The organism is Streptosporangium sp. NPDC050148 (genome assembly GCF_055586505.1).
The window spans coordinates 1-21,107 of the sequence record NZ_JBVJIA010000007.1 but is presented as its reverse complement, the minus strand read 5'-3'; the positions used below and the strand labels follow the sequence as shown (position 1 = coordinate 21,107).

General features: G+C 71.1%; 21 protein-coding genes and 1 pseudogene. 10 read left to right on the top strand and 12 right to left on the bottom strand.

Annotated elements, in window-relative coordinates; all coding sequences use genetic code 11:
- The first annotated feature begins 5 nt into the window (after positions 1-5).
- Positions 6-563, top strand: coding sequence for a winged helix-turn-helix transcriptional regulator (locus tag ACZ6RT_RS09435; RefSeq protein ID WP_470152768.1), 558 nt, complete (start codon positions 6-8; stop codon positions 561-563).
- On the opposite strand, the gene ACZ6RT_RS09430 is transcribed toward ACZ6RT_RS09435, so the two are convergent.
- The 4 genes from ACZ6RT_RS09430 to ACZ6RT_RS09415 all read right to left on the bottom strand — a co-directional run bounded on the left by ACZ6RT_RS09430 (position 548) and on the right by ACZ6RT_RS09415 (position 5,115).
- Positions 548-2,938 (bottom strand): ATP-binding cassette domain-containing protein, encoded by a 2,391-nt coding sequence (locus ACZ6RT_RS09430; RefSeq protein WP_470152766.1) that lies wholly within the window; start codon positions 2,936-2,938, stop codon positions 548-550. The genes ACZ6RT_RS09435 and ACZ6RT_RS09430 overlap by 16 nt on opposite strands.
- Before the next feature lie 387 nt (positions 2,939-3,325).
- On the bottom strand, positions 3,326-3,970 hold the full coding sequence (locus ACZ6RT_RS09425) for a hypothetical protein (RefSeq protein ID WP_470152764.1): 645 nt from the start codon (positions 3,968-3,970) through the stop codon (positions 3,326-3,328).
- Entirely contained in the window at positions 3,934-4,212 is a 279-nt protein-coding gene (locus ACZ6RT_RS09420; RefSeq protein ID WP_470152763.1) for a hypothetical protein, read from the bottom strand. Before ACZ6RT_RS09420 ends, ACZ6RT_RS09425 begins: the two co-directional genes overlap by 37 nt.
- A gap of 207 nt (positions 4,213-4,419) precedes the next feature.
- Positions 4,420-5,115: an alpha/beta hydrolase gene (locus tag ACZ6RT_RS09415; protein WP_470152762.1), complete on the bottom strand. Its 696-nt coding sequence runs from the start codon at positions 5,113-5,115 to the stop codon at positions 4,420-4,422.
- Positions 5,116-5,338: 223 nt separating this feature from the next.
- Here ACZ6RT_RS09415 and ACZ6RT_RS09410 point away from each other — a divergent pair, with 223 nt between their 5' ends.
- Both ACZ6RT_RS09410 and ACZ6RT_RS09405 read left to right on the top strand, forming a co-directional pair.
- Positions 5,339-5,701 (top strand): nuclear transport factor 2 family protein, encoded by a 363-nt coding sequence (locus ACZ6RT_RS09410; RefSeq protein WP_399186366.1) that lies wholly within the window; start codon positions 5,339-5,341, stop codon positions 5,699-5,701.
- A gap of 285 nt (positions 5,702-5,986) precedes the next feature.
- A complete protein-coding gene (locus tag ACZ6RT_RS09405) occupies positions 5,987-7,459 on the top strand; it encodes a hypothetical protein (protein WP_470152761.1) in 1,473 nt (490 codons plus the stop codon).
- Between the two features lie 84 nt (positions 7,460-7,543).
- Here the strand turns inward: ACZ6RT_RS09405 and ACZ6RT_RS09400 are convergent, their stop codons facing one another.
- Entirely contained in the window at positions 7,544-8,161 is a 618-nt protein-coding gene (locus tag ACZ6RT_RS09400; RefSeq protein WP_399186368.1) for a Pycsar system effector family protein, read from the bottom strand.
- 627 nt (positions 8,162-8,788) lie between these two features.
- Here ACZ6RT_RS09400 and ACZ6RT_RS09395 point away from each other — a divergent pair.
- Positions 8,789-9,001 (top strand): hypothetical protein, encoded by a 213-nt coding sequence (locus tag ACZ6RT_RS09395; protein WP_470152760.1) that lies wholly within the window; start codon positions 8,789-8,791, stop codon positions 8,999-9,001.
- An 18-nt stretch (positions 9,002-9,019) separates the two neighbouring features.
- Here the strand turns inward: ACZ6RT_RS09395 and ACZ6RT_RS09390 are convergent, their stop codons facing one another.
- The gene (locus ACZ6RT_RS09390) at positions 9,020-10,501 is read right to left on the bottom strand and encodes a SulP family inorganic anion transporter (protein WP_470153065.1); all 1,482 of its coding nucleotides are present in this window, start codon (positions 10,499-10,501) and stop codon (positions 9,020-9,022) included.
- Positions 10,502-10,946: 445 nt separating this feature from the next.
- Here ACZ6RT_RS09390 and ACZ6RT_RS09385 point away from each other — a divergent pair, with 445 nt between their 5' ends.
- A complete protein-coding gene (locus ACZ6RT_RS09385; protein WP_470153063.1) occupies positions 10,947-11,342 on the top strand; it encodes a MerR family transcriptional regulator in 396 nt (131 codons plus the stop codon).
- A 165-nt stretch (positions 11,343-11,507) separates the two neighbouring features.
- Here ACZ6RT_RS09385 and ACZ6RT_RS09380 read toward each other — a convergent pair.
- Both ACZ6RT_RS09380 and ACZ6RT_RS09375 read right to left on the bottom strand, forming a co-directional pair.
- Positions 11,508-11,603: pseudogene (locus ACZ6RT_RS09380) on the bottom strand (hypothetical protein); the annotation flags it as partial.
- A gap of 344 nt (positions 11,604-11,947) precedes the next feature.
- Positions 11,948-12,157 (bottom strand): hypothetical protein, encoded by a 210-nt coding sequence (locus ACZ6RT_RS09375; RefSeq protein ID WP_470152759.1) that lies wholly within the window; start codon positions 12,155-12,157, stop codon positions 11,948-11,950.
- A 110-nt stretch (positions 12,158-12,267) separates the two neighbouring features.
- Here ACZ6RT_RS09375 and ACZ6RT_RS09370 point away from each other — a divergent pair, with 110 nt between their 5' ends.
- The 3 genes from ACZ6RT_RS09370 to ACZ6RT_RS09360 all read left to right on the top strand — a co-directional run bounded on the left by ACZ6RT_RS09370 (position 12,268) and on the right by ACZ6RT_RS09360 (position 14,529).
- Positions 12,268-12,576 carry a hypothetical protein gene (locus ACZ6RT_RS09370; protein ID WP_470152758.1) on the top strand — a complete coding sequence of 103 codons (309 nt, stop codon included), beginning with the start codon at positions 12,268-12,270 and terminating at the stop codon, positions 12,574-12,576.
- A gap of 220 nt (positions 12,577-12,796) precedes the next feature.
- Positions 12,797-13,240, top strand: a complete 444-nt coding sequence (locus tag ACZ6RT_RS09365; RefSeq protein WP_470152757.1) for a CBS domain-containing protein — start codon at positions 12,797-12,799, stop codon at positions 13,238-13,240.
- Positions 13,237-14,529 (top strand): ArsB/NhaD family transporter, encoded by a 1,293-nt coding sequence (locus ACZ6RT_RS09360; protein WP_470152756.1) that lies wholly within the window; start codon positions 13,237-13,239, stop codon positions 14,527-14,529. The genes ACZ6RT_RS09365 and ACZ6RT_RS09360 overlap by 4 nt, the downstream gene beginning before the upstream one ends.
- A gap of 58 nt (positions 14,530-14,587) precedes the next feature.
- Here ACZ6RT_RS09360 and ACZ6RT_RS09355 read toward each other — a convergent pair whose 3' ends face one another.
- On the bottom strand, positions 14,588-15,445 hold the full coding sequence (locus tag ACZ6RT_RS09355) for an alpha/beta fold hydrolase (protein WP_470152755.1): 858 nt from the start codon (positions 15,443-15,445) through the stop codon (positions 14,588-14,590).
- Between the two features lie 101 nt (positions 15,446-15,546).
- Here ACZ6RT_RS09355 and ACZ6RT_RS09350 point away from each other — a divergent pair, with 101 nt between their 5' ends.
- Positions 15,547-16,176, top strand: a complete 630-nt coding sequence (locus tag ACZ6RT_RS09350) for a TetR/AcrR family transcriptional regulator (RefSeq protein ID WP_470152754.1) — start codon at positions 15,547-15,549, stop codon at positions 16,174-16,176.
- Positions 16,173-17,432, top strand: a complete 1,260-nt coding sequence (locus ACZ6RT_RS09345; RefSeq protein WP_470152753.1) for a glycosyltransferase — start codon at positions 16,173-16,175, stop codon at positions 17,430-17,432. Before ACZ6RT_RS09350 ends, ACZ6RT_RS09345 begins: the two co-directional genes overlap by 4 nt.
- Before the next feature lie 125 nt (positions 17,433-17,557).
- Here ACZ6RT_RS09345 and ACZ6RT_RS09340 read toward each other — a convergent pair whose 3' ends face one another.
- The 3 genes from ACZ6RT_RS09340 to ACZ6RT_RS09330 all read right to left on the bottom strand — a co-directional run bounded on the left by ACZ6RT_RS09340 (position 17,558) and on the right by ACZ6RT_RS09330 (position 20,738).
- Positions 17,558-18,796 (bottom strand): cation:proton antiporter, encoded by a 1,239-nt coding sequence (locus ACZ6RT_RS09340; RefSeq protein WP_399186378.1) that lies wholly within the window; start codon positions 18,794-18,796, stop codon positions 17,558-17,560.
- Positions 18,797-19,102: 306 nt separating this feature from the next.
- Positions 19,103-20,251 (bottom strand): FAD-dependent monooxygenase, encoded by a 1,149-nt coding sequence (locus tag ACZ6RT_RS09335; RefSeq protein ID WP_470152752.1) that lies wholly within the window; start codon positions 20,249-20,251, stop codon positions 19,103-19,105.
- 1 nt (position 20,252) lies between these two features.
- The gene (locus ACZ6RT_RS09330) at positions 20,253-20,738 is read right to left on the bottom strand and encodes a GbsR/MarR family transcriptional regulator (RefSeq protein WP_399186380.1); all 486 of its coding nucleotides are present in this window, start codon (positions 20,736-20,738) and stop codon (positions 20,253-20,255) included.
- Between the last annotated feature and the right edge of the window lie 369 nt (positions 20,739-21,107).

The following is a 21,107-nucleotide window of genomic DNA, read 5'->3' as shown; positions in this document are numbered from 1 at the left end:
GTTTCATGTCCGGTACGCACACCGATGTGCCCTCGGTGCTGGCGCACGAGCTCCCCCGGCCGGTTCCGGCCGACGAGTTCGCGGCGTGTCCCGTGAGCGACGTGTTCCGGCGGGTGGGCGACAAGTGGAGCATGCTGCTGGTGATCCTGCTCGGGGGCCGCCCGCACCGGTACAACGAGCTGCACCGCGCCGTCGAGGGGATCAGCCAGCGCATGCTGACCCGCACGCTGCGCGGCCTGGAGACCGACGGGCTGGTCTGGCGCGAGGTGCGTCCCACCGTGCCGCCCGCCGTCGAGTACGGCCTGACCCCGCTCGGGCGGACGCTGCTCGAACCGCTCTCGGCGCTGGCCGACTGGGCGGTCCGGCACGAGGCGGAGATCGGCGAGGCCCGTTCCCGCCGGGCCCCGGCCCGCAAGGCCCCTGAGGTCCCTGAGGTCCCTGAGGACGCCGGGCGGGCGGCGCACGACACCCGCCACGGCCCCGGTCAGGCGCGGCGGGCCCGGCCGGGGACCTCGGCCGGGCCCGCGCGGCACCCGCGGGGGCCCGGTCAGGCTCCGACGTAGGCCGCCAGGTGCTCGCCGGTGAGGGTCGAGCGGGCGGCGACGAGGTCGGCGGGGGTGCCCTCGAAGACGACCAGGCCGCCGTCGTGACCGGCGCCGGGGCCGAGGTCGATGATCCAGTCCGCGTGCGCCATGACCGCCTGGTGGTGCTCGATGACGATGACCGACGTACCGGACTCGACCAGCCGGTCGAGCAGGCCGAGCAGCTGCTCGACGTCGGCGAGGTGCAGGCCGGTGGTCGGCTCGTCGAGGACGTAGACGCCGCCCTTGTCGGCCATGTGGGTGGCCAGCTTGAGCCGCTGCCGCTCGCCGCCGGACAGCGTGGTGAGCGGCTGGCCGAGGCTGAGGTAGCCGAGCCCGACGTCGGCGAGCCGGCCGAGGACGGCGTGCGCGGCCGGGGTGCGCGCCTCACCGGCGCCGAAGAACCCCCGGGCCTCGGTCACCGACATCGCGAGCACCTCGCTGATGTCACGGCCGCCGAGACGGTGCTCCAGCACCGAGGCGTGGAACCGCTTCCCCTCGCACTCCTCGCAGGTGGTGGAGACGCCGGCCATCATCCCCAGGTCCATGTAGATCACGCCGGCCCCGTTGCAGGTGGGGCAGGCACCCTCGGAGTTGGCGCTGAACAGCGCCGGCTTCACGCCGTTCGCCTTCGCGAACGCCTTGCGGATCGGGTCCAGCAGCCCGGTGTACGTCGCCGGGTTGCTGCGCCGCGAGCCGCGGATCGGCGACTGGTCGACGGACACCACACCGGCCCCGGCCGGGATCGACCCGTGGATCAGCGAGCTCTTGCCCGAACCCGCGACACCGGTGACGACGCACAGGACGCCGAGCGGGATGTCGACGTCGACGTTCCGCAGGTTGTGGCGGTCGGCGCCGCGGATCTCCAGCGCGCCCTTGGGGGTCCGCACCGTCTCCTTGAGGGCGGCCCGGTCGTCGAGGTGGCGGCCGGTGACGGTGCCGCTGGCCCGCAGACCCTCGACGGTGCCCTCGAAGCAGATGGTGCCGCCCGCCGTACCGGCACCGGGGCCGATGTCGACGACGTGGTCGGCGATCACGATCGCCTCGGGCTTGTGCTCGACGACGAGCACCGTGTTGCCCTTGTCCCGCAGCCGCAGCAGCAGGTCGTTCATCCGCTGGATGTCGTGCGGGTGCAGGCCGATGGTCGGCTCGTCGAAGACGTAGGTCACGTCGGTCAGCGCGGAGCCGAGGTGGCGGATCATCTTGACGCGCTGGGCCTCGCCGCCCGACAGCGTGCCCGACGGCCGGTCGAGCGAGAGGTAGCCCAGCCCGATCTCCACGAACGAGTCGAGGGTGTGCCGCAGCGCGGCGAGCAACGGCGCGACCGACGGCTCGTCGAGGCCGCCGATCCATCCGGCGAGGTCGCTGATCTGCATCGCGCAGGCGTCGGCGATGTTGACACCCTTGATCCGCGAGGAGCGGGCCTCCGGGCTGAGCCGGGTGCCCTCGCACTCGGGACAGGTGGTGAAGGTGACCGCGCGGTCCACGAACGCCCGGATGTGCGGCTGCATCGCCTCCCGGTCCTTGGACAGGAACGACTTCTGGATCTTCGGGATCAGTCCCTCGTAGGTGAGGTTGACGCCGTCGACCTTCACCTTGACCGGCTCCCTGTAGAGGAAGTCGTGCAGTTCCTTCTCGGTGTAGTCGCGGATCGGCTTGTTCGGGTCGACGAAGCCCGACTCGGCGTAGGTCCGTACGGTCCAGAAGCTGTCCGACTTCCAGCCGGGGATGGTGAACGCGCCCTCGGCGAGCGACTTGGAGTCGTCGTAGAGCTGGGCGAGGTCGAGATCGGTGACCGAGCCCCGGCCCTCGCAGCGCGTGCACATGCCGCCGATACGGGTGAAGGTAGCCTTCTCGGCCTTGTGGGCGCCGCGCTCGACGGTGATCGCGCCGCTCGCTCGGACCGTGGGGACGTTGAAGGAGAAGGCCTGGGGAGAGCCGATGTGCGGCTGCCCGAGCCGGCTGAAGAGGATGCGCAGCATCGCGTTGGCGTCGGTGGCGGTACCGACGGTGGAGCGGGGGTCGGAGCCCATCCGCTGCTGGTCCACGATGATCGCGGTCGTCAGGCCGTCGAGGACGTCCACCTCGGGCCGCGCCAGCGTCGGCATGAAGCCCTGCACGAAGGCACTGTAGGTCTCGTTGATCAGCCGCTGCGACTCGGCGGCGATCGTGCTGAACACCAGCGAGCTCTTGCCCGAGCCGGAGACGCCGGTGAACACCGTCAGCCGGCGCTTCGGGATCTCGATGCTGACGTCCTTGAGGTTGTTCACGCGCGCGCCGTGCACGCGGATCAGGTCGTGACTGTCGGCGGCGTGCGGCGCGGACGACCGCGTCTCCGTTCCCGGGGCCGTGCTCATCGTGTCTCCCTCTGTTACGCGAGCTCTGTTACGTGAGCCCTGTCATGTGAGCTCTGTACGCGAGCTTCTGTTACGCGGGGCCGCCTTCACGCGCTCCCCGTCGGCGTCGCCCCGGTCGATCTAACCAGCTTCGAGCGGTACGTCCGGTCCTTTGCGTCGGCTCGTCCCGAACGCCGGCCGGTTCGTCCCGTACGCCGACCCATGGGTAAGCCCCGAGCACGCGGCACGTCCGGCCGGGACGTCACGCTAGCCGCGGCCGGGGGCCGTCGCTTCTCGATTCCTGACCGATCCGGCCGTCCGTCTCAGGCCGATCCGGCCGTTCGGCTCACGAGGCGCGGCTCCGCGGCGGCCTGTCCCCCGAACGGCGTGTTCCCCGGGGGCCACGGGTCAGAGGCCGTCCGGTACGACCGGGGCCGGGTACGCGTTGGCGGGCAGGTGGACCTTGCGCAGGAAGGCCGGCAGCAGCCAGGGACGCCGCCCGGTGACGACGACCTTCCCGGTCAGCGCCGCCCTGGCCCGGCTCATCCTCCCGAACAGCACCAGGTTCAGGGCGACCGGGTCGAAACGCAGGCGTACGTCGGCCCCGGACCCCGCCTCCTCCACCGTCACCCTCCCGTCCCGCAGCACCAGCGTCACCGGGGTGACGTACCGGGACCGGAACTCCACGGCGATGCGGCGCGGGTTCGGCGGTTCCCCGTGCTCCAGCAGCGACCCGCTGCCGTTGCGGGACAGCCCCACCAGGAACAGGTCGAAGAAGAGGGCGGCGTCCCGGGGGGACATCGGCCAGGGGGCACCGAGGGCGCGGGCGACGTCCCGGCCGTGGATCATCAGCTCGTTGACCAGGTGCGCCAGCAGCCCGGCCACGGGCAGTCGGGAGGCGCCGAGCCAGGTCACCGTCCGGCCGGGATCGGCGTTCTCGCTCATCCGCAGGATGTCCCCGATGTGGCGCCGCAGGTGCCCGGCCAGCACCCGCGGGTCCCGCTCGGTGAACTCCTTCATGACGTGGTGGTTGAGCTCGGCGACCGTGTCCACGTCGACGGTGTGGATGCGGTCCGCGAGGCCCGGGAACGGGTCGGGGACGCCGGGCCCAGCAGGGACGGGTAGTACGAGGCGATGGTGACCACGTGGGCCGCGGTGTCGGCGACCGTCCACTCCCGGGTGACCATGGCCCGGGGATCGGGCGCGGAGGTCACCAGCTCGGCGAACCGGTCGCCGTTACGCTCCAGGGCGGCGCGGGCCTCGCGCCACAGGTCCTCCGTGGTTCTTCCCGCCATACCGGCCTCCAGAGATCCACCGCAGCGCCACGGTAACACCCCCCGGCCCGCCGCTCTTATCCGGAAATGCGCCGTTCCGGGCCCGGCGGCGTCCCGCCTCGGAGGCCGGGCCCTCCTGACCGTTCACGAAGCGGCCTCGGAGAGCCCTTCCGATCACCGACGGCCTCCGGGGCGGCGCAGGACCGGGCCGGTCCGTCCAGGAACGGATCAGCGCCCGGCGGCGAGGTCGGCGATGTGCCGGGCCGTGCCCGCCGGGTCGACCATCTGGTGCAGGTGCGCCCCGGGCAGGTGCGCCACCCGCCAGCCACGGTCGCGCGCCTCGGCGGCGAAGGTGTCGTACGGGGGACCGAACAGCAGGTACGAGCAGGGATGGTCGTCCCAGCCGTCGGGGACGGGGACGCGCTGCTCGTAGTAGGACAGCGGCAACCTGGGCTGTTCCTCGACGACCGTCCGCCGCATCTTGGGACCGGAGAACATGGGGGCGACGTCCGCCTCGTCCCACCAGTCGGTCCAGCGGGGCAGCACGCCGTTCACGGCCTTCGGGCGGAGGAACTCCAGCAGCTCGGGCGGGGCCACGGGGGTCTCCCCGCTCCGGGCCGGCAGCGCGGCGTCGACGAAGATCGAACCGGCCACCGGGCGGTCGAGGGCCGAACGGATCGCGGGAAGGAAGAACCCCGCGTTGCTGTGCACCACCAGCACGACCGGAACGGCGGCCGGGACCTGTTCGAGGTCGTCGCAGACGGCGCCGGCGACCCGGGGCCAGAACGGCGGGCCACCGGCGCCCACGTTCACCAGGGACGGCACCCGCACCCGATGTCCGGCCGCGGTCAGCCGTTCGGCGACGGGATGCCAGGTCGAGGGGCCGACGGACGGGCTGTGCACGAGGACGAAGACCGGCTGCATGGGGGCATCCTGTCGCCGTGCAGCCGGAGACGCCACCGGATCAGCGGACGGTGAACGCTCCACCGCGAAGGCGCCCGGACGCGGAACAGCCCGCACACCGTCGCACCGGAGATCTCCGGTGAGCGCCGGCGCGACACGATACCCACCTCGGGGACAGTTGCGCGTCGTCCTTCGCCCCGTATCGTCCCCACCAGTGGCCCCGGCCGGGCGAGGAAGGATCGGCATGAGCGACGAGGTGGTGCGGCACGTCTTCCAGGTGGTCGACTCGTTCGACCCCGACGCGTTCGTACGGCTGCTCGCCGAGGACGCCACGCTGGTGTTCGGCAACGCCGAGCCGACGACGGGACGCGAGGCCGTCGCCGCCGGGCTGCGGACGTTCTTCTCCACCATCGGCGGCCTGCGGCACCGGATCGTCAGGAACTGGCAGGTGGGGGCGGACATCATCGCCGAGACCGAGGTGACCTACCGGCGGCTCGACGGCAAGGAGGCGAGCGTCGTGGCCGTGTCCATCTGGCGCACCCGCGACGACGGCCTGATCACCGACTACCGCATATTCGTCGACCTCGCCCCCGTCTACCTGCCCTGAGCCCCGGCGAGCCCCCTCGTGCTCCGCGTCGTAGGCGATCACCGTGCCGTCGGCGTAGACCTCGACCTGCACCTGGGCGTATCCCTCGTCATCGAGGGCGAGGTGGAAGGTGGACGTTCCCCAGCTCGCGTACTCGTCCCCCCGGTCCTCGTCCCACCCTCGCCGGAAGTACCTCACCTCATCACGTCCTTCCCGACGGTCCCGTCCCCACGAGGAGCGCGGGGACGGCGGTGAACGGTCCGACCGATGAAGATCTTGTCATAGGCGGTTGCTACCTTCCCGACCATGATGAAGGCCGGAGACGTCGCCGCCATGCCCCTTCCGCTGGGCGGCTACGGTGCGTGCCAGGTGGGCGGGATCGGCGCCGACGGCTGGGCGACGGTGTGCACGCTCGACTGGTACTCCGCGGTGATGCCCGCGCTGGAGGACCTCGCCTCGGCCGGTCCGCTCGTCCTCACCCACCACGGCTGGCCGAAGTGGCCGGAAAGACCGGAGGCCCTCAGGGTCGACCTCTCCGTCCCCCCGCCACCGGATCTCGTCTGGCTCGGGTGGATGCCCGTCCTCCCCGGTGTCCCGCAGGAGACCAACGCCTACGGCGTCTGGGAGAGCATGCCTTCGTCCGTCGTCCACCAGCGGCGGTGGGACCTTCAGGTGCCCGCGGACGCCAGGGCCGCCTACGGCGAACCCGTCCAGGACCCGGTGGTGGTCGATCTCGGCGACGGGCCGCGGACCCTGTACGCCACGGTGCCGGACCTCGACCTTCCGCCCCACCTCCCCCGGTTTCGCTGGCCGGCCCTGGACGCGCTGCCCTGCCTGACCGCCCTGCGGCACTCCGGTCCCGACCGCGGTCTCACCGAGGCTCTCACCGCCCGCCCTCTCATCGACCGGCTCACCTGGAACGATCCGCCGGGCACCGTCGATCTGAGCACGACGCACCTCACCACACTGACGATCTCGGGAACCGGGCTCCGGCACCTGCGCCTGCCACCCGGGCTGATGGACCTCCGTCTGACGGGTGAACCGCCCGAGACCGTCGAGGCGGCCGAGGACGGCCGGTGGATCGAGCTGACCATGACCTCGGCGGCCGGTACCGTCCCGAGCGGCCTGCACGGGGTTCGCGAGCTCGACCTCCACGTGGCGGGCGACCTGTCACCGGTCACGCTCGGAGCCCTCACCATCCTGGAGTCCCTGCACCTGGAGTGGAGCCGGCCGTACGGCCGGTTGCTCGACACCTTCGACCCGGGCCGTTTCCCGCGGCTGCACACCCTGCGGCTCACCGACGCCTACGGCATCGACGCCACCTTCCTGCCGCCTTCCGCCGCGTCCCTGCGCCGCGTGAGCGTCGACGGGATCCGGCGCAGCCAGGCCGGACTTCTCAAGACCCGTTACAGGGGAACGCCCGTGCACGTGACCGTCCGGGGCGCCAAGTCCGACGCCTGGCTGGCGGCCAATGTCGACAACCCGCTGCGTGACTGGGTCGACGACGACGAACGAGCGGGTGCCGCGGCCTGCAAGGCCTACGCGTCCGCCGTCCGCGCCGTCGGCCGCCTGTCCGCCGGCGATCCCGCCACGGTGGCCGCGGCCCGGCCGATCCTGCGGACCCTCGTGGAGAAACTCAACGGGATCGAAGAACGCTACGAGATCATCGACACCCTCCGGCGGGAACAGGCCGCGGACGCCTTCTTCGACCTGGCACAACGCGCCGGAATCCCCGATTCCCAGGCCGCCGGCCGGTTCGACGAGTGGCGCGACTTCTAGCTCGCGGCAGCCGTGCGGACGGCTCGGCGGCATACCCGGGACGCGTACGGCCGGGTATGCCGTTCCGGCGGTCACGCGAGGGCCTCAGAGGGCCAGCTGGATCACCGCCGAACCGACCATCGACGCGATGGAGACCAGAAGCAGCCAGAAACCCCACCGGATGAGCCGGTACTTTCTGGTGACGATCACACTGATCGTCCGGATCTGTTCGGCCAGGGCGGTCAGGTCCTCGTCGTCGTGTTTGCGCAGCGCGTTGGCGATCTTCACCGCGGAGCCGTACCGGTTGACGTCACCGAAGTAGGTGAACCCCAGCGCGCGCTTCGTGATGCGCGGGTAGACCGCGCCCGCCAGGCAGACCAGGGCGGCGAGCGCGCACACCGCCCCCACCCACCACAGCCATTGCAGACCCACGTGCAACTTCAGCGGCGACCAGTTCCCCGCGAGCAGGCCACCGGCGACCGCGCCGATTCCCAGCCCCGCGACACCGAGAAGCACCTGTGCCTTCGTGTCCGCTCGGTTGAGTTCTTCACGGGCTTCGGTGAACAGCCGGGCCCCGCGCGCACGCGCCTGCGCGTCACGGTCCCGCGGCGGCGGTACGGACACGTTCGTCCTGGTCATCCACCGGAACACCTGTGCCCCCTGGGTGATCGAACCTTGAATTGTTCTGTTGTGCATGGCGAAGGACATCGAGGAGCGATTCATGACCGACGCTTTCGACACCCTTCGAACGGCACTCTATGTGATCAACAGCCGGTGCCGAATATGCCGTCATCGTTCTCGTACGCGCCGCTTCCGGAACATCCGGCTCCCGTGACAGGGAGGGATCGCCCCCGCTCCCGACCCGCCTCCATTTCCCGAGGAGCCGACGGCCACCGGGTACGGCGGCGCCGAGAAGGGGCGGCGAAAAGAAGCGGTGAACGAACGTACAAGGTGATACCGCACCCCGACATGCCTCCCTGCGCCGTCCGTCGCCGGTTTCGGGACGCCCGGACGACCGCTGTCCGGGGCCATCGAACTTGACAGTGGGGTGCCGCCCCCACCTGCGCACTGTCCATTAGATGGCTGTCCAACCAGGGCGACCGAACGTCATTCGAGGTGACAGTACGAGCCGAACTCGGTTCGGTCGCCCCTTCGACCGTTCCTCCGGCATCTCTGCCGAGAGAGGGGAATCGCGGTTGGTGTGCCGCCGGGCGTAGTGGGACGTTTTCGACAACGGAGAACCAGGGAAGCTCCCTTCGTTATACGCGCGCCCGGGAGCGGTGGGTCTTGAGGTGGGCGATGAGTTTGCGGGTGAGGTAGCGGGCGTCGCGGCCCGCTCCGCGCAGGGTGTTGAAGGCCGTGGCGGTGGCCTGCGCCGTCGCCGCGTTCGCACCGGTCGCCTACCACCGCGCATCATTTAGGCAGATCGCCATCGAACTGGTCGCCCGCCAGGCCGGCATCTCGCGGTCGTGGCTCTATGGCCGCCAGGCCGACCCGCGCGAACGGTTGGCCGTCGCACTCGGTGAGCTTCGCGCGCCGCGCCGAACCGGCGGGTTCGCCTGACCTGTGGTCACGGCCGGTTCAGTGGCTGGTGAGTTCTCCGCTGAGGGTGTCGTGCATCTTGGCGCTGTGGGTGTTGAGGCCGATGATCTCCACCGTTTTGCCGCGGGCCTCGTACTTGGTGGTGACGGCGTCCAGGGCGGCGACGGAGGAGGCGTCCCAGATGTGCGCGCCGGTCAGGTCGATGATCACCCTGTCGGGGTCGCCCGCGTAGTCGAACTGGTAGACCAGGTCGTTGCTGGAGGCGAAGAACAGCGCCCCGGTGACGGAGTAGATGACCTGGTGGCCCTCGGGGTCGACCACGGCGGTGACGTTGACCAGGTGAGCGACCCGCCGGGCGAAGATGACCATGGCGGTGAGGGAACCCAGGACCACGCCGATGGCCAGGTTGTGGGTGGCGACCACGGCCGCGACGGTGACGGCCATGACGATGAGCTCCCCGGCGGGCATCCGCCTGAGCGTGGCCGGGGCGATGGAGTGCCAGTCGAAGGTGGCGAAGGCGACCAGGATCATCACCGCGACCAGCGCGGCCATCGGGATGGTCGAGACGACCGGCCCGAACACGATGCACAACACCATCAAGAACACCCCGGCCAGGAACGTCGACAGGCGGGTCCGGGCCCCGTTCCTCACGTTGATCATCGTCTGGCCGATCATGGCACAGCCGCCCATCCCGCCGAAGAAGCCGGTGACGATGTTGGCGACGCCCTGGCCGATCGACTCGCGGGTCTTGTTGGAGTGGGTGTCGGTGAGGTCGTCGACGAGCTTGGCGGTCATCAGCGACTCCATCAGCCCGACCAGCGCCATCGCCAGCGCGTACGGGGCGATCAGCGTCAGGGTGTCCAGGGTGAACGGCACGTCGGGCAGGCCCGGCACCGGCAGCGAGGACGGCAGGGCGCCCTTGTCGCCCACGGTCGGCACCGCGATCCCGGCTGCCACCGTGATGACGGTCAAGATCGCGATCGACACCAGCGGCGCCGGCACCGCCTTGGTGACCTTAGGGAAGAGCACCATCAGCGCCAGCCCCGCGGCGACCAGCGGATAGACGGCCCAGGGAACGTCTCGCATCTCCGGGATCTGCGCGGCGAAGATGAGGATGGCCAGGGCGTTGACGAATCCGACCATCACCGAGCGCGGCACGAACCGCATCAGCCGGGCCACTCCCAAAGAGCCCAGCACCACCTGGATGACGCCGCCGAGGATGACCGCGGCGACCAGGTATCCCAGGCCGTGCTCGCGGTTGAGCGGGGCGATGACCAGGGCGATGGCGCCGGTCGCCGCGGAGATCATCGCGGGGCGGCCACCGACGACGGCGATGGTGACGGCCATGGTGAAGGAGGCGAACAGCCCGATGCCGGGGTCGACCCCGGCGATGATGGAGAACGAGATCGCCTCGGGAATCAACGCCAGGGCCACCACCAGGCCGGCCAGCACCTCGGTGCGCGCGACCTTCGGCGACAGCCAGGAGGGGCGGAAACCGCGCAGCCGCGCGGCCGAAGACAGCAGGGAAGTCTGCAAGGGAGAAGGAACCTGTCGTGCTCGGGCACGCCCCTGTCGATACGGGACGCGCGAGGAAGGAGAACGCGGGAGACCAGGGCGGCCACCCGCGGATCGCCCGCGACGGCGGCGGGCGGAAGTCGTCGAAGAGCAGCGGTCCTGCTCAGTCGGGGTGAGAGGTCACGGGCGAGGGGGTCACGGCGGGCAGGCGGCGCCTGGCATCGCGGCTACGCGCACGCTCTCTCCCGCTGAGTGTCGGTGGTCTTCGCCGGGGACCTCATCGTCCATGGGCACGGCCGGGGGCACACCCGCACCGGTGGGCGGACGGCACACCAAGGGCCGCTCCCCACATAGGCTGAACCCTACCCTAACGTTAGAGTAGGGATCGCTCCTGGGGTGTCAGGGGCGTGTCGACCAGCCAGAAGGGCCGCCGGGCGTGGACTCCGAACACATGCGGATCGGCGAGGTCGCCACCCGCACCGAGCTGTCCCTGCGGACCATCCGCCACTACGAGGAAGTCGGGCTGGTCATCCCCTCCGCCCGCTCCCAGGGCGGCTTTCGCCTCTACACCGAACGCGACGTCGCCCGCCTCATGGTGATCCGCCGGATGAAACCGCTCGGCTTCACCCTGGACCAGATGCGCGACCTGCTGGAGGCCACCGACCGGCTCGACGACCCCGACCCGATCGACCCCGGGCAGCGCGAACGGCTGCTGGACATCGTGCGCGGCTACGAGCAGGTGGCCAAGGACCGGATCACCGACCTGCGGACCCAGCTGGAACGCGCCGAGGACTTCGCCGCCACCCTCCATGCCCGCCTGAACCGAGCCGGGTCCACCCGCACCTGATCTTCGACACCACACCCCGGCGTCACGACGACGGAATGCGTCTCGCCCGCGTCGCGGTCCTGCCCGTGCCAAGAGGTGGTCGCGGTAGTGGATGTTGTGACGGGCCAAGACGATGACGGCCGACAGCGTGGCCACGGCGGAGGCGAGCAGGACCGCCCCCTTGGCGTGTTCCAGCATGTCCGGCTGGTCAAAGCAGGCCAGTTCGCTGATCAGCGGGGAGACGGTGAAGCCGATGCCGGCCAACTGGGCCATGCCGATGATGTCGATCCGGGCCAGGGCGGGGTTGAGTTCGGCCCGGGTGAGGGTGGCGGTCAGGTAGGCGCCGCGGGTGCGGGCCCGCCAACCGGTCAGTCCGGCGGCCAGCAGCGCCTCGTGCCCGCCCTCCGCAGCACGAAAGGGACGCCATGATCACTTCCACGTACCTGCCCGACCTCGGAGCACAACTGGTCATTGACCAGGGGGTCCGGCAGGAACGGAACGGTAAGCCCGGCTTGGTGTCACATTCGTTGACATGATCACCGCGAGTCGGTGTATCGCCGGGCACAGCGAGCGGAGTTCGAAAGCCGGCGGCCGTGTTGTGTCGCGCGTGTCGGTGGTGCCGGCGGTCAGCGGTGGTGGTCGGCTCTGCACCACCATGCCGCGGTGGCGAGCACGCCCGCGGCTCCGACCGCGAGGACCAGAAGGAAGCCGATCGGGCCGGGCCCCTCCTGGTCGGGGCCGGCGATTCCGGCGTACAGGCCGGGAACCGACCAGGGGAAGTGGTGGCCGAAGCCGAGAGCGGCGATGACCTGGGCGCAGAACAGTGCGGCGAACATGGCCACGGGGAGCCTGGTGGGGGCACGCCGGCCTCGACCAGCACGGTGGCCACCTCTTCGGGCCGGGCCACAGCGCGTTCGCCGGTGAGGACGAGCCCCGTGCCGCGGTCGTGAGCGGCCTCGTGGCCGCGGGCGTGCAGGACCTGGCGGGCTGTGGTGTCGTCGCGGGTGGTCACGGTCAGGTGGCGGCGCAGGCGCTCGTCCAGGGCGGCGGTGTGGAGTTCCTGGATCAGGCGGCCGTGGTGAATGATGCCGACGCGGGTGGCCGGGCGCGCGACCTCGGCCAGCAGGTGGCTGGACAAGAACACCGTGACGCCGTGTTCGCGGGCCAGGCCGGCCAGCAGGGTACGGATCTCCACGACGCCGGCGGGATCCAGGCCGTTGACGGGCTCGTCCAAGATGAGCAGGCCGGCCGATGAGGGCCTTGGCCAGGGCCAGGCGCTGCAGGTTGCCCATGGACAGGGTGCGGGCGCGACGGTCGGCGTAAGGGGTCAGGGCCAGACGGTTTGGTCAGGCCGGCCGCCTCGACGGTGGACACCGGCCCACCCTCTCTCGAATCGGCGATCGTTGATAGGGTCCGTCGAAGGTGAGCCGGGAAGTCTGGTCGGCAGTTCTGCCGTCGACCCCGGAAGGGCCCTCATGCGTGCTCGCGACCTGCTCGCCGACTTCCCCACCGTCACCCTCGACACCTCCGTCCTGGACGCCGCCCGGCTGCTGGCCGACCAGGACCTGCCGGGCCTGATCGTGGTGGACCCCGGCGGGCTGCCGCTCAGCATCCTGGCGGGCACCCAGGTGCTGGCCCTGGCGGTGCCCGGTTACTGCCAGGACGATCCCGCGCTGGCCCGGGTGGTGGACGAGGCCCACGCCGACGCCTTCCTGCGCGACGTGGCCGGCCAGACCGTACGCCAGGCGCTGCCGCCCACGCCGCGCGAGTTACCGGTCACCGACCCGGACGCCACCGTGCTGGAGATCGCCGCGCTGATGGCCCGTACCCACAGCCCGCTGGTGGCCGTGGTGGACCAGGGCCGCCTGCTCGGTGCGGTGACGCTGCAGGCGCTCATGGACGGGGTGCTCGCGTCGTGACGGCTCTGGCCTGGCTGTCGGTGGCGGTCTTCCTCGGCGCCTATGCGCTGATCGCGACCGAGCGGATCCACCGCGTCGCCTCCGCCCTCGGCGGAGCCGGGATCATGCTGGCCGTCCACGCCAGCGACGCGGAGGCGGCGTTCTTCTCCCCCGAGAGCGGCATCGACTGGAACGTCATCTTCCTGCTGCTGGGCATGATGGTCATCGTCGGGGTGCTGAAGCAGACCGGGATCTTCGAGTACCTGGCCATCTGGGCGGCCAAGCGGGCCAAAGGACGCCCGTTCCGGCTGATGGTGCTGCTGGTGCTCATCACCGCGCTCGCCTCGGCGCTGCTGGACAACGTCACCACGGTGCTGCTGATCGCGCCGGTGACGTTCCTGGTGTGCCAGCGCCTGGCGCTGCCGGTGGTGCCGTTCCTGCTCGCCGAGGCGATGGCCTCCAACATCGGCGGGGCCGCCACCCTGGTCGGCGACCCGCCCAACATCATCATCGCCAGCCGGGGCGGGCTGAGTTTCAACGACTTCCTCGTGCACATGGCACCGATGATCGTCATCTTGATGGTGGTGTTCGTCGGCCTGTGCCGGATCCTGTTCCGCAAGGCGTTCGTCCACGACCCCGAACGCGCCGCCGGCATCATGGCCCTGGACGAGCGCGAGGCCATCGCCGACCGCACCCTGCTGTGGCAGAGCCTGGTCGTGCTCGCCGTGGTGATGGCCGCCTTCGTGCTGCACCCGGTGCTGCACTACGAGCCCTCGGTGGTGGCGATCCTCGGCGCCGGGGTCCTGGTGGCGGCCACCAAGGTCACCACCGAGCAGGCCATCGCCGAGGTCGAGTGGCCCACCCTGGTGTTCTTCATGGGGCTGTTCGTGATGGTCGGCGGCCTGGTCGAGACCGGCGTCATCGGCCAGATCTCCCAGGCCGCCGTCGGCGCCACCGAGGGCCGGCTGGGGCTGACCGCGATCGGCCTGCTGTGGGCCTCGGCCGGCATCTCGGCGATCGTGGACAACATCCCGTACGTGGCGACGATGAGCCCGATCGTCGCCGACCTGGTCCAGGCGAACGGCGGCGGCGACCAGGCGCAGGTGCTGTGGTGGGCGCTGGCCTTCGGCGCCGACCTGGGCGGCAACGCCACCGCCGTCGGCGCCGCCGCCAACGTCGTCATCATCGGCATCGCCGCCCGCAACCGCACCCCGATCAGCTTCTGGGAGTTCACCAGGTACGGCCTCGTCGTCGCCTTCGTCACGGTGGCGCTGGTGACGCCCTACCTGTGGCTGCGCTATCTGATGTGAACCCCCGGACCCCCCGTCCCCGGGGCGATGCGTGCCGGGGACGGGGGCGGGTGAGCGCTCACCCCGCGCCGAGAAAATTCTTGATCCTTCCGGCGATCGCCGGGTAGTCGGGAGCGAACCAGATCATGTGACCGTCGGCCCGGCTCTCGGCCGGCTCGGCCCGCGGGACGGTCGCGGCGAGGGACTCGGCGTGGGTGAAGGGGACCGAGCGGTCGGTGCGGCTGGCGATGACCAGGACCGGCTGGGTGACCTGCCCGGCGCAGTCGGGCACGGGCAGCATGTCGTTGACGAAGCCCTCCCCTGAGCGCATGAGCGTGAACAGCGCGATGAGTTCGGCCCGGTCGTGCTCGCTCAGGCCGGCCATGACCTGGCCGGTCGGCCGGGTGGACAGGTCACGCAGCAACAACCGCAACCCGACCTGCGGCGCCGTGCGCATCAGCAGCCGTACCGCCGCCCAGGTGACGACTTCGGCGCGGGCGTTGAACACCAGGCGGCCGACCAGGCGGGTGCGCCGGTCGGGCCAGGGTACGAAGGCGACGGCGCTCTGCAGGATCACCCGCTCCACCAGGTGCGGATGACGCGCCGCCATGGTGAGCGCGGTGCGCCCGCCCGCCGAGACGCCCACCACCGCGGCGACCCGCTCGATGCCCAATTCATGGCACAGGTGCGCGGTGAGGTCGGCGAAGGCGGCGGGCGTGGTGGCGGTGGTCAGCGGGGTCCGCCCGTATCCGGGACGGGAGAGGGCGAGCACCTGATGGCCCGAGGCGGTGAAGACCTCCTCCCCCAGGGCCAGTCCGGCCCGCATGTGACCACCGTGGAAGATCACGACCGTCTCGGGGCCCTCGCCCTCCAGCCGGTACTCCACCAGCCCCTGCGCGAGGTGGGCGGTGGTGGTCTCTCGCTCCGTGATCGTCATGAATCGTCATGCTCGCATGTCCGCCATCGGCGACATAACCGCTCATCGAGATGTTCCCGACCCCTTCCCTTCGGGCTGAACATTTGTTTAGCATGCTGAACATGCGTTCAGGCAGTGATCTCACCGCGCGGGCCCGGATCGGGAACGCGGCCCTGGAGTTGTTCGGCTCCGAGGGCGTCGCCCGGGTGAGCATCCGGGCCATCGCCGCCAAGGCGGGCGTCTCCCCCGCCCTCGTGGTGCACCACTTCGGGTCCAAGGAGGGCCTGCGCACGGCGTGCGACCAGTATGTGATCTCCCTGGTACGCGGGGATCCCGACGACCCGGTCGACCTGGCCGACACCTCCGGCCTGGCCGCCATGCTGGAGGCGGCCGAGCCGGTGCGGCGCTATCTGGCCCGCGCCTTCCTCGACGGCACCGAGCAGGCGGCCGCGCTGTTCGACGAGATCGTCGAGACCACCGCCGCCTGGCTGCAGCAGGGCAGCGACGAAGGATGGGTGCGCCCCGCCGACGACGCGCGGGCCCGCGCCGCCCTGTACGTGACCTGGCTGCTGGCGCCACTGGCCTTCGGCGAGCACCTGTCACGGGTGCTGGACGTGGCCGACCTGCACCACACCGACGCGACCTTGCGCTACTCGCGTACCGCCGTGGACATGCTCACCCACGGCGTGTTCACCGACGAGCGCATGCTCAGCGCCTGGGACGGCGCCGCCACGAAACGAGGAACGCGATGAAGGTCCTCATCCTCACCCACGGCACCCGCGGTGACGTCCAGCCGTACGCCGCCCTGGCCCTGGCCCTGCGAAACGCCGGTCACCACGCGGTGCTGGCCGCCCCGGCCGCTTCGGCCGCCCTCGCCGAACCGCACGGCCTGCCGTTCGCGCCGGTGCACGACGGCCCCAACACCCTCCTGGACGCCCCCCGCATCCGCACGGCGATCGAGACCAACTACCGCGGCCTGGCCGGCAAGAAGATCGCCCTGGAGGTGATGCGGGCCAGCAAACCGCTGATGGCGCGGGTGTTCACCGACATGGTCGCCGTCGCCGAAGACGGCGCCGACCTGGTCGTGCACGGCCCCAGCATCCCGGGCCATCGCATCGCCGAGGCCCTGGGGGTGCCCTCCGTGGCGGCGCTGCTGCAGCCGGTGTGGGTGCCCAACGCCTCCTTCGCCAACCCGATGATCCCACTACCGTTGCCGCGGGCGCTGAATCGCGCCTCCTACCTGCCGTTTCGGCTGATGTTGCGCTCCTTCGGCGCGGTGGCCGACACGACGCTCGACCTGCCCCGCCGACGCGGCCGCCACGACTTCCTGCGCCGCCCTGATGGGGGCCCTGCCACCGTGCTGCACGGCTTCAGCCGTCACCTGCTCCCCTCCGGCGCCGACTACCCGCCTCAGGTCCACACCACCGGGTTCTGGTTCCTGCCCGCCGCCCCCACCTGGAGCCCGCCGCAGGAGTTGGTCAGGTTCCTGGCTGATGGTCCGGCGCCGCTCTACATCGGGTTCGGCAGCATGGCCGGCACCGACCCCCATCGCATCGGCCGCGTCGTCCTGGACGCGGTTCGCCTGACCGGTATGCGCGCGGTGCTGGTGTCGGGCTGGGGCGGCATCGCCGTCGACGGCCCGCCCGCCCTGCCCGAGGAGGTGTTCGTGCTGGACCAGGCCCCGCACGACTGGCTGTTTCCCCGCATGGCCGCGATCGTCCACCACGGTGGCAGCGGCACCACCGGCGCGGCACTGGCCTCGGGACGGCCGCAGATCATCTGTCCCTTCGTCGCCGACCAGCCGTTCTGGGCCGCCCGCGCACACGCCGCGGGTGTGGCCCCGGCACCACTGCCGCAACGCCACCTCACCGCCCAAGGGCTCGCCGCCGCGATCCGCCAGGCCACCGGCGAGCACGCCATGGCCCGGCGCGCCGACCGGCTCGCCGCCGCCGTCCGCGCTGAAGACGGCACGAAAGCCGCAGTCACCATCCTGGAATCGCTCAGCTGATCGCCTCTGCCCCGCTGCAGCGTATGCCTCGGCGGGGTGCGGTACGGCTCAACGCCGCAGGAGCCGGTGATCGAGGCCGGCGGCACCGGCGGCACCGAACCCGGTGAGGACGGCTCTGGGCGGGACTATGCCGGGTCCCCGGTTTCCCTGCCACCTCGCAGCCGGGTGCGGACCCGGCGGACGGTGTCGTGCCAGGCGGGGGTCTCGCGCTCGTCGTCGAACCAGCGGGCCACCACGACGTCGGTGGAGGAGTGCAGCAGGATCGACAGCACGATGGTCACGGCGACCAGGGTGAACACCTGTTCGGCCGCGGTGATGGCGGAGTTGAGCACGATGAGGGCGTAGACGACCGAGGCGAAGCCCTTGGGGCCGAACCACATCACGGCCGCCACCTCCCGGGTGCCGAGCCCGGAGCGCAGGAAGGACAGCCAGATGGCCAGCGGGCGGGCCAGCACCAGGGCCAGGATCGCGAACAGCCACCCCTGCCAGCCCACCGAGGCGAGCAGGGCCGGGGAGATGAGCACGCCGAAGACCAGCAGCGCGGCCAGCTTGAGCAGTTCGGCGACGAGTTCGCCGAACTGCTCGAAGGATTCGCGCTGGCGCTCTCCGAAGGTCGCCACCGTGATACCGGCGGAGAAGGCGGCGAGGAACAGGTTGCCGTGGGTGGCCTTGCCCAGGGCCAGCACCAGCAGGCCGATGGCCACCGCGTTGAGCGGCTCGTAGTGGTGGGAGGCCGAGAACCAGCGGGTGCGCTCCAGCATGATGGCCGCCCACGGCACCGCGACGCCGATCAGCACGCCCAGGCCCAGTTCCAGGGCCAGCTCGCCCAGGTGCAGGTCGGCCGAGCCGGCCGCGATGGCGAGGAACACCATGACGAACGGCAGCGCCAGGCCGTCGTTGACGCCGGATTCCACGTTCAGCAGCTGGCGCAGCCGAGGGGGCACCCGCTCGTTGCCGACCAGCGCGGCGGCGAACACCGGGTCGGTGGGCGCCAGGATCGCCCCGATGAGCAGTGACTCGATCCAGCCCAGCCCGATGAGGTAGTGCGCCGTCAGGGCGGTGATGATCAGGGTGAGCGGCAGGCCCCAGCCCAGGGCGCGGCCGGGCAGCCGCCAGGCGTGGCGCAGGTCGGTCCAGCCCACCCGCATGCCGTCGGTGAACAGCACCGCGAACAGCGCCAGCTCGGCCAGCGTGGCCACCACCGGATCGTCCGGGGTCAGCGGGATGAGCCCGCTGACCCCGTCGCCCAGGACGAACCCGGCCAGCAGGAACAGTGCCGCGGTCGACAGGATCGTCCGATTGGCCAGGTTGGAGACCAGGACCGCGAGCAGCAACAGCGCGGAGAAGGCCAGCAGCAGGTTCATCGGGGCTCCGGTGCGGTAGCGGGACGTGGGTGAAGAACTGCCGACCAGACTTCCCGGCGCACCGCCGCACACCCTAACAACCCCGTCCGGGCACCGGTACACCGCCTGCCGGTGAAGGTCGCACGTCCTTCCGGCTCGTCCCACCGGATACAGGAAGGGGTATGTGCGATGCGTGCGCCGCCCGGTTGGCCCATTCCCCTGAAGGGCCGTTCGACGGGTGGCCCCGCGCCGGGCCCGGCCTCGGCGCCACCGGCGTGAGGGTCCGCGGGCCGGTCCTGGTCACCGGTCCGGCGCGGGCGTGATCCTTCAGCGGGGAAGCGGCGGTGGCGTCCAGTCCCATACCGGGGCGAGGGCCTTGGCGGCCAGGGCGGGCCAGCGCGAGGAGGGGACCAGGCGCAGGGCGGTCGTCCGCAGGTGGTAGCCGACGGCGTTGCCGGAGGTCGACCCCAAGCCCTTGGCGCGCGCCTGCCGGACGATGGTCTGGGTACGGGGACGTCGTCGTTCGTCGTAGCGGGCCAGCGCCGCAGGGATGTCGTCGCTGCTCTCGGCGAGAGCGGCGGCGAGCACGACGGCGTCCTCCAGCGCCTGGGCGGCTCCCTGGGCCATGTCGGGGTGCATCGCGTGGGCGGCGTCGCCGAGCAGGACCACCCTTCCCCGCGCGTAGTCCCTCAGGGGGTCCAGGTCGGTGATGTCGTGATGCAGGACCGCCTCGGGCGGGGTCGCCTCCAGCAGGTGAGGGATCGGGTCGTGCCAGCCCTGGACGCGGCGGCGCACCTCGGCGAGCTCGTCGTCGTAGCACACGCCGGGCCGGTCGGCGCGGGCACCCAGCGCCCAGTAGACCCGGCCGCCTCCGACCGGCATGACCAGGAAGTACCGGCCGCGTCCCAGGGTCATGGCGGCTTCGACGCCGTCGGTGCGCGCGATGCCCCGCCAGACGGTGTTCCCCCAGAACCGTGGGCCGGGCGCCTCGGGCCACAGCAGACGCCGGACCGTGCTGTTCACCCCGTCGGCCGCCACCACCAGATCGGCCCTCAGCTCCTCGGTGTCGCAGCCGACGATGACCTCGTCGCCATCTTGGCGGACGGTACTCACCTGCGCGCCGGTACGCACCCACCCGGCGGGCACCGTGTCCAGAAGCACCCGGTGCAGGTCGGCGCGGTGGAAACCGAGCAGCGGGCCGGTGGTGCCGGGCAGCGCGCGGGCGATGTGGCCGCCGGAGGGGACGCGCAGGTTGAAGATGCCGGGAAACGGCACCCCGGCGGCTCGCGCCGCATCGGCGACACCCAGCTCGGCCAGTGCGCGCAGGGCGTTGGGCGACTGGGACATGCCGGCGCCGATCTCCCCGAGTTCGGAGCTGCGCTCCAGGACGGTCACCGTCCAGCCGATCCGCCTCAGCCCGATGGCGGCGGCCAGGCCGCCGATCCCACCGCCGACCACCACGGCGTTCCCGGTCACGTCAGGTCTCCGTAACGGGGGTGGGGGGCGGCGCGTCGTCGAACACCTTCGCCATCCAGTCGAAGATGTGGTGCGCCTCGCGGATCCGCGCGGCCCGCGCGCCGTCCGGGCCGATCAGGTTCATGCCGTCACCGGCGACCTCGCGAAACGCGGTCAGGGTCGCGATCTGCCGCCGCACGACCTTCTCCCAGGCCCCCTCCTCCACCCGGTAGTAGGCGGTGCGCTCACCGGGCCGGGTGCGCCGGCTGACGAACCCCATGGCCTGCAGCACCCGCATGTTCGTGGTCAGGGCCGCGGGACTGGCCCCGATCGCCCGGCCGATCTGCCCGGCCGACTGCTCGGGCGGATCACAGATCATCAGCCACCCCAGCACGCGCCCCGCGACCGGCGGCAGGCCGTCGGCGGTCAGGAACATCGCCACCCGCTCGACCCAGCCCAGCACCTCCTCACGATCCGCCTCACGCGCCATGCCCACCGAACCCTCCATGAAGCCAACCCCTTCACAACTAGAAAGTAATTTCACAATATTGTGAAATACGAGAACGAGCAAGCCTGAAGGCATGATGCCATCGGAGCGGCTCCCGCCGAGTCCGGCCGCCTGGAACGCCGGGGCCGTGCGACCTTCGACTTCGAGGAAATCCCGCACTGTCGGCTCAACGTCAAGCCCGATCGGCGGATGTCTCGTCACCGCTCGGCCGGAGCGCGACGGTCGGCCTTCCGCGCGCCTTTGTCCAACCTTGCGCTTGAAGACGCCTTCGGGATGTCGTGACTCGCTTGATGCTTGACGTAATGGCATCGGATGATGCTTGACACTCCTAGCTGGTCTTTCGCTGTTTAGTATGCGCTTTGGACTTGA